8 protein-coding genes are annotated in these 7389 nt (G+C 62.6%); 3 read left to right on the top strand and 5 right to left on the bottom strand.

The genetic code is table 11. From position 1 onward, the window contains the following. The coding region (locus tag V5F77_RS27970) for a TniQ family protein (protein WP_429008342.1) at positions 1–607 on the bottom strand (607 nt) is incomplete at its 3' end. After that, positions 604–945 carry a hypothetical protein gene (locus tag V5F77_RS27965; protein WP_348848206.1) on the bottom strand — a complete coding sequence of 114 codons (342 nt, stop codon included), beginning with the start codon at positions 943–945 and terminating at the stop codon, positions 604–606. The genes V5F77_RS27970 and V5F77_RS27965, both read right to left, overlap by 4 nt. Before the next feature lie 123 nt (positions 946–1068). Here V5F77_RS27965 and V5F77_RS27960 point away from each other — a divergent pair, with 123 nt between their 5' ends. From V5F77_RS27960 to V5F77_RS27950, 3 genes are read left to right on the top strand one after another with little or no spacing between them, the layout of a single operon-like run. After that, positions 1069–1311, top strand: a complete 243-nt coding sequence (locus tag V5F77_RS27960; RefSeq protein WP_041577992.1) for a type II toxin-antitoxin system VapB family antitoxin — start codon at positions 1069–1071, stop codon at positions 1309–1311. After that, on the top strand, positions 1311–1709 hold the full coding sequence (locus tag V5F77_RS27955) for a type II toxin-antitoxin system VapC family toxin (RefSeq protein WP_429008341.1): 399 nt from the start codon (positions 1311–1313) through the stop codon (positions 1707–1709). The genes V5F77_RS27960 and V5F77_RS27955 overlap by 1 nt, the downstream gene beginning before the upstream one ends. Further along, positions 1709–2800 (top strand): site-specific integrase, encoded by a 1092-nt coding sequence (locus V5F77_RS27950; protein ID WP_011992914.1) that lies wholly within the window; start codon positions 1709–1711, stop codon positions 2798–2800. The genes V5F77_RS27955 and V5F77_RS27950 overlap by 1 nt, the downstream gene beginning before the upstream one ends. A 62-nt stretch (positions 2801–2862) precedes the next feature. Here the strand turns inward: V5F77_RS27950 and repC are convergent, their stop codons facing one another. The 3 genes from repC to repA all read right to left on the bottom strand — a co-directional run bounded on the left by repC (position 2863) and on the right by repA (position 6482). Continuing rightward, complete coding sequence (repC, locus tag V5F77_RS27945) at positions 2863–4134, bottom strand: plasmid replication protein RepC (protein WP_011992913.1); 1272 nt, start codon at positions 4132–4134, stop codon at positions 2863–2865. A 180-nt stretch (positions 4135–4314) separates the two neighbouring features. Further along, positions 4315–5322: a plasmid partitioning protein RepB gene (repB, locus tag V5F77_RS27940; protein ID WP_011992912.1), complete on the bottom strand. Its 1008-nt coding sequence runs from the start codon at positions 5320–5322 to the stop codon at positions 4315–4317. After that, positions 5319–6482, bottom strand: a complete 1164-nt coding sequence (gene repA, locus V5F77_RS27935; RefSeq protein ID WP_011992911.1) for a plasmid partitioning protein RepA — start codon at positions 6480–6482, stop codon at positions 5319–5321. Before repA ends, repB begins: the two co-directional genes overlap by 4 nt. Positions 6483–7389: the final 907 nt, after the last annotated feature.

Raw genomic sequence — 7389 nt, 5'->3', positions numbered from 1 at the left:
TCGTTGCCGCCACCAGCGCCGACACGGTGGCAAAGAGCCCTGTGGAGCCGGCGCGGCGCCCCTGGGGTGCCGCTCGTGCAAGCCTGCCGCATCGGACACAGGCCAGCCGAGCTGCTGCCTCATGAACAACGAAGCGGAAACCGGAATCATCGAAACAGTGCGGACAGGCTTCATCGAGAATACGATGATGGCGGTCGCAGACCACGGTCTCCACCAGCGCCCACGACCGGCGGATATGATGGTCGCGGCAGGCGGCGGCATCGTCATCAAGACAGGCCAAACAGACCGGCCGCTGGAAAGCGCCGGGCACCCTCCCCTCCCCCCAGACATACCAGCTGCGCGACCGTGGCCGCGAGGAGAGCGTGAGGGCCTGCACGCGCTCTTCCGAAAATCGGCACGACGCCGCCCAAGCCTGCACCATCTCGGCCGAGGGTGCGAAGTCCCGCTCGGTGAATCCGGCACAGCGGTCGTCTCGGAGGACGCCAAGCCACCTCGAAAGGTCGTCGTGGATGAGGTCATAGCGGCATGCGACGCGACCTTGCCAAGACGACAGCAGCTCATCGCCTTCGGGCCGGGGCGCGAGGGGAAGCTCGCGCCGCACTGTCATCGACCGGCGCGCGGCTGAAGGCGCGCCTCGACCTTGCGCGTCATCGCGACGAGTGGCAGCACCAGTTCCTCGGTCTGGAAGCTGTCCATGGTGATGCATTCTGCGCCGGAGCGGATCGCCTCGACTGCAACCGTCTCGATCAGGCGGAAGATCCGCACCGTGACGCCATCGGTGAGATCGAGCACCCGCGTACGGATCGCCGGTGCCGCGAGATTCGAGGGTCGCCGCAGCGGCAGGATCGTCGCCAGGCTCGCCAGCAACTGCGCGAGGCGTGCATCGTTCTTCCAGTGCTGCAGGTGGAAGGCTTCGAACCGCTCTGCCAGCTGCGGATCGGTCAACAGCGCCTGGCGCGCGAGGTCTGTCCCCGCGGGGGACTTCGAGCTGGCAAACCCGGGTCAGGGCGCGTATGGATGACTTCATCCATACATCATGATAAGAACGTCCATACAGAGGAGCCCGCGATGCGAACGCTGCAGATCCGTGATGAACGCGCCCGCGTGCTGGCCGAGCAGCTGGCGGCACGGCGCAAGGTTACGATGACCGAAGCCGTGATCCAAGCCCTGGAGGGCGAGCTGACACGCGAGAAGGACAAGGAGCCGCTGGCCAGCCGTCTCAAGCAGATCGCCACGGCGCTGGCGGCCGAAGCACAGCCCGGCGGCCGGGAGATGACCAAAGACGAGGTCGATGAGATGTGGGGCCACTGATGTTCGTCGACACCTCGGTCATCGTCTCAATCCTCGCCGACGAGCCGGACGCCGTCGTCTTCGCCAACAAGCTCACCGACGCGCCGCGCCGCTACACCTCGGGTCTGGTCATCCTGGAAGCGGCGATGCGTCTGTCGACACTGCTCAAGGTCGACCCCGTCGACGTCGAGGTGCGCATCCAGCAGGTCCTGGAGGAGGCGCGGATCTCCGTAATTCCCATCAACGCCAGCATCGCCAAGCGCGCCGTCGCCGCTTTCGCGACCTTCGGCAAGGACCGCGGCCATCCGGCCCAGCTCAACCTCGCCGACTGCATGTCGTATGCCTGCGCGCGGGCGTACCGGGTGCCGCTGCTGTTCAAGGGCAATGACTTCTCACAAACCGACATCGAGGTCGCGTGATGGTGGCGAGCAGCGACCCCGCTCCTGACCAGCTCGGCGATGAGGACGGCCCTCCGGATCCGGCTACGGCATTGGTAGCATCGCAGGCCCCCTCCCCTGCCCTTCCGGCGCATCTCGAACGCCTCGCAGACCGCGCACGGGACTACGTCGAGGCCGCAAGCTCGGCCAACACGCGTCGCGCCTATGCTTCCGACTGGAAGCACTTTTCCGCCTGGTGCCGGCGGCAGGGCCTTGAGCCCCTCCCCCCTGCCCCGGAGGTGGTCGGGCTCTACATCACGGCCTGCGCGTCGGGCGCCGCCATTCCGGGTGGCGAGCCAAATGCGGTCACGACCATCGAGCGCCGGCTGTCCGCCATCTCCTGGAACTACACCCAGCGCGGCGCGGTGCTGGATCGGAGCGATCGGCATATCGCCACCGTGCTGACGGGCATCCGCAACACCCACGCCGCCCCGCCCCGGCAGAAGGAAGCGGTCCTGCCCGAGGATGTCATCGCCATGCTGGAGACGCTCGACCGCGGCGCGCTGCGCGGCCTGCGGGATCGCGCCATGCTGCTCCTTGGCTTCGCCGGCGGCTTGCGCCGCTCCGAGATCGTCGGCCTCGACGTCGCCCGGGACCAGACCGAGGACGGCCGCGGTTGGGTGGAGATCCTCGACAAGGGGATGATCGTGACGCTCCGCGGCAAGACCGGCTGGCGGGAGGTCGAGGTCGGGCGTGGATCGTCCGATGCCACCTGCCCCGTGGTGGCGCTGGAAACCTGGCTCAAGCTGGCGAAGATCGGCCACGGACCCCTGTTCCGGCGCGTGACGCGGCAAGGCAAGGACGTTGGCCCCGACCGCCTGACCGACCGCGAGGTAGCACGCCTCGTCAAGCGCACGGCGCTCGCCGCCGGTGTCCGCGGCGATCTCACCGAGGGCGAACGGGAGAAAAAATTCGCCGGCCATTCGCTGCGCGCCGGGCTCGCCTCTTCCGCCGAGGTCGACGAGCGGCACGTCCAGAGGCAGCTCGGCCATGCCAGCGCGGAAATGACCCGCCGCTATCAGCGCCGACGGGATCGGTTCAGGGTCAACCTGACCAAGGCGGCCGGTCTCTAGTCTCGAGCCAAGCAACCAGGCGGGCCCTTCCAGCACCCCCCGTTCGGGGTCACGCGTGCTCATCACCGATTGCCCACCGGATCAGTCCCGTCAGCCGACGACGAGCGGCCATGCACACCCCCTGCCCCGTCACGCTGTTGCTCGAGCTTCGCCCGCAGAAGCGCCATCACCATTGGCCAAGTCGAGAATTTGCTCTCCTGCGCTCGTTGCGTCAGGCTGCGTAGATAGCCCCCGGGGCACGAAATGTGCTCCGTCCGCTGCAGGATCGCAGCGATGACCGTGGCCGCTTGGCCTTCTCCCATCGCGGTACAGGCGTCCTGGTAGGCACTGGGGCTGATCCCGAGATAGGCCCGGGCCAGCTGCGCGGTCGCGAGCAGATCACGCCACGTTCGAATTTCTCCCCCTGCTGCAAGGCCCCGGATTTCGGGACAGGCATCAAGGATGATGTTCAGAGGAAGCTCCCGCTGCGGGAGCGTGCGGACGTTATTAGAACCAGACGCTTCGCCTTCTTCTTTTTTCGCATGGCTTTGTTCAGATTCAGTTTTAGAGTCTGGATTTGAATTCTGTTTGTGGCGCTCATTGTGAGACTCATTGGCGTTTGAATTTTGTGATTTTATGAAGTCCTCCAGCGTTTTATGCACAAGGGCACGAAGCTCGCTGAGCTCGGTCAGAATAATCTCCACCGTTACCTTCGACGCTGACCTCGGGAGACGGTCCATGAGGTCCTGGTAAGCCATGCGATATCCTCGCCAGTCACCAGGAACCCCTTCTTCGATGCCGGCAGCGATCATCTTCACGACATCCCGCCGTGCGATCGTCAGCCGTTCGCGCAGAACCCGGAGGGCCTTTTTCTCCGCCTGCGTGGTCTCCGCGAGTCTTTTGAACTCATCCGCCCGGGCCACAATGGGCGCCAGGTCAAAGCCGTAAGCCTGCTCGATCTCACCTGCCGGCCCTTTGCGCGCGAACCGCTTGCCGTTCGGGCTGTCTCTGCGGATTATCAGGCCACAATGCACGAGCACTGCGATGTGCCTGCGGAGCGTCGCCGGCGACATGCCGTTCGCCCGGTCGCTGAGCTGTGCATTGGACGGGAAGACGACGAGGTCGCCATCCGCGCACATCGTCGTCTCCTGGTGGAACGACAGCAACGCGCTGAGGATCGCGAGCGCGCGGTCGGTCGCGCCGATCGCTTCCCTGGCCTCCCGGATATGTTGGAAGACCTTCCATTTATGAACCACCACATCGGACGCGACGGCCTGAGCTGTCACTTGGCTAGCCAACAGGCCAAGTGACATCGACCGCCGCCCGAAGGGCGTCGTGGGCATATGGGTATGCATTTCCTTTTACCTATGTTGAGGCAAAAGAAACCTGCTCGCCGAAACAGCGCATCCCACGATGGGACTCTTGACTGCGATTCGCGGAAGTGCGATTCTCTGCTTGCTTAAGGACTGAGAAGGGCTTCCGGGACGTTGTTTCGGGGGCCTTTTTCTTTTGCGGCCTAAGGGGTTAGCGGCTGTTTAGATGGGCGCCTCCTTGTTCTCCTCGAATTGTTGGTAGAGCTCCAGCAGCTTCGCCGCGATGAACTCTCCAAACTCACGTGAACCATCGGCGTCGACGATGATGGTGACCGTGTCACCCCCTCGTTCGACTGTCGCGATCTTGTTGCCGGCATCTGTCTTTACCGCGACCTTCCGCGGCTTAGCGGCTCCCCTATTGGGCGCAATGGCATTGAACAGACGCACGAACCTCTGGTCGGTATCAGCCTGCTGAAATTTCGGGTCGGCTAGCACTTCGTCCAGCCGCGACATGTCTGGGAGTTCCGACAGACGCTCGGCGAGCGCTGTCCATCTTGGACGGCCTGCTTTTGGAGCGGGCCCGATTGCGTGAACAACACTCTTCGGAACCGACTTCGCCAATGCCAGAAGGCGCGACAGCTGTGTCTTCTCCATGCTCAGCGCCGACATGATCACGGCGCGATCGAAACCCTGATCTTCGAGTGTCATGGCAAACAGACCTCGCTCGATGTAGCTGAGGTCCTTGCGGGCGGAGTTCTCCTGGCCTTGGATGACAACGAGCTCTTCGTCGGTCAAGTCCTGGACCACCGCGCGCACTGGCCGTCCGAGCTTGGCGAGGATTTTTGCGCGTCGGTGGCCATAGGCGATCTGATAGTAATCTGGCCTATCAGGATGTGGCCGGACGAGAATTGGACTCTTCTGGCCGGACTCCTTGATGGCATTGAAGAGCGTCTCGTATTCGGTGCCCTCGTCGTCGAGACGGTCTTGCGCGAAGGATCCCAGGAGCTTCTCGGCCGGAATGTCTACGACGGCGGCGCCAGACGCCACGAGCGCTCTTGCACGCTCAGCGGCGGTCGCTATTTGTCCAAGCGAACGACCCATAGCACCGACAGCGCCTGACCTCACATGCGCCACTGGCGTCGGCGCGGCCAATTCTAACGACGAGTTGCCACCTGGCAACTCGTCTGTTCTGCGGGTCAGCATAGCCTTCAGCGTGTCCTTCCGGCTCATGTCTCGCGTCCCCACGCTAGTTTCATCAGATTCTCGATCTCGCCATTAACGCCGTCGAGCGATTCCATTGCGCGATCGTAAGTTTGCTTCCCAAAATTCTCCCGCCCGACTTCATAGAGCGTTTGCTTTGAGAGCCCGGCATCTGAGATCGCTGTCGACTTGACCATCGTGCTGTTGAGCACGCGCTCCCTGAAAAGCGACCGCATGAAAGCGACCATCTGCGTCTGGGGCGCGTCTGCGGGCTCAAACCGCGTGACGACATATCGAATGAAATCGTAATCAAGATCCCCCCCGGACTCCTGCACCACACCCAGGATATCAGACGCCATCAGTAAGAACTGGCACATCGACATCACGTCGAGCATCTGAGGATGCACGGTGATCAGAAGACCTGTCGCAGCGCATAACGCGCCGAGCGTTAGAAAACCGAGCTGAGGAGGACAATCCAGGATCATCACGTCATAGCCATCCGCGACTGTTCCAAGCGCCGTAGCAACCCGGCCAAAGAATGGTTCCGCGTCACGCTCGGCTAACGCCCGCGGCGTATCGTGCTCATACTCCATCAGCTCAAGATTGGCTGGGATCAGATCAAGGCCTGCGAAATAGGTCTTGCGAATGACGTCCTTTAGCGGGCGACGATTTTCATCGTATCGCACCGCCGCGTACATCGTCTCGTTCGGCTGGATATCATACTCAGGCTGATAGCCATGAAGTGCTGTCAGCGACGCCTGGGGATCGAGATCGACTGCCAGGACCCGGTATCCGTGAAGGGCGAGATACTGCGCCAGATGCGCGGCGGTCGTGGTCTTTCCGCTACCGCCTTTGAAATTCACGACCGCCATCACTTGGCAGTGCTCCGCTTCACGGCGATGCGGTACGTACTTCTTTCCCTTCGACCCCTCCTCTAGCGTGACGCGTAACTCATTGATTTGCTCGAGTGTATAGGACCGACGCCCTCCGGCCCCGAGCGACGGCTGGGGGCCCTTACCACCCAGCGACAGCTGCCGCAGATAGGCGTCGGCAATTCCAATGAGCTTCGCAGCCTCTACCGAGGAAAATGATCGAAGGGATTTCTTTGAAACCGGCGGGAAAAGAGCCTCGCGCATAGCGAGCAGTTCCGCTGACAGCGCGGCGCCGTCGCCGGCGATGACATCCGTCATCAGCGGCTTAGCCCCCGATGTAAGAGTCTTTGAGCTACGTGCTTTCTGCATAACTACGATGCCCATTCCAACTACGGCATTTGATCGTAGGCAGAATGAGGCCGAGTCGGGCTTATTGGCAAGGATTTTAACGTTAACGCCGGTTTACCGCTATGGCATTCAGGGTGAGTTGCCAGGTGGCAACTCAATCTCCAATCGGACCCTGCGCTACGCATTGGCCATTTCTCTTCGCTCTGCGCCGAACCCCTCGGCGGCCAATCGATGAGCCACTAGCGCTGATACGGCCTTCCTGTCAGCTCCTGCAAGGTCGTGTGTTTCATGAGCCCCGCCTGCGCGGCCCGCCTCACGCACGAGGGCAGATAAAAGCGCCGCAGGAATCGAGGCGAAGCAGATGCGGCCTCTTTGACAGGACGGGAGGGCTCTTGGCTCTAAGAGCAATCCGCTCCAATCATTCGAGCGGTCGGCACGTCCCCGCACCTTGGACAACGGCATGTTCTGAGAGATTAGAAGCTGTACGTTCGATCCGCCCAGTGCATAAACTCACCGGCATCGCAATCTGACGGACGCCCCCGCTTGAACCTTCAAGCCTTGCGCTATGGCCTGACCCACATCGGAATCGCCCCAATTGCCGTGAGTCATCAGGAAGAACCGCCCGAACGGAAGCCCGACTTCGCGGTCGATCGCCTTGATGCAGTCCATCAGGATGTGCACGGATGCGCCCTCCGTCGCGGTCAGGCGCTCGCGCGGCTCGCGGAGCGCCCTCGGAATGAAACCGATCTAGCGTTACGCCAGATACTCGTAATCATGCACGTCCAACGCCCAGCGGGCGAATACGCGCGACGTCGGGTCGTGTCCCTGGACGTGGTGTAGCTTGCCGGCGGTGGTCATCCGCGATCTTCGGTAGGGT

Origin of the sequence: Roseixanthobacter psychrophilus (genome assembly GCF_043195195.1) — a bacterium.
Classification (GTDB): Bacteria; Pseudomonadota; Alphaproteobacteria; order Rhizobiales; family Xanthobacteraceae; genus NCEH01.
Note: the sequence above shows the minus strand (reverse complement) of the source record. Positions and strands in the feature narration are given on the sequence as shown.

Bases quoted from the DNA above. Each gene is read 5' to 3' on its own strand.
- V5F77_RS27960 (WP_041577992.1), top strand. From the start codon at position 1,069: ATGCGAACGCTGCAGATCCGTGATGAACGCGCCCGCGTGCTGGCCGAG.
- V5F77_RS27955 (WP_429008341.1), top strand. From the start codon at position 1,311: ATGTTCGTCGACACCTCGGTCATCGTCTCAATCCTCGCCGACGAGCCG.
- V5F77_RS27950 (WP_011992914.1), top strand. From the start codon at position 1,709: ATGGTGGCGAGCAGCGACCCCGCTCCTGACCAGCTCGGCGATGAGGAC.
- repC (WP_011992913.1), bottom strand. From the start codon at position 4,134: ATGCATACCCATATGCCCACGACGCCCTTCGGGCGGCGGTCGATGTCA.
- repB (WP_011992912.1), bottom strand. From the start codon at position 5,322: ATGAGCCGGAAGGACACGCTGAAGGCTATGCTGACCCGCAGAACAGAC.
- repA (WP_011992911.1), bottom strand. From the start codon at position 6,482: ATGACGGATGTCATCGCCGGCGACGGCGCCGCGCTGTCAGCGGAACTG.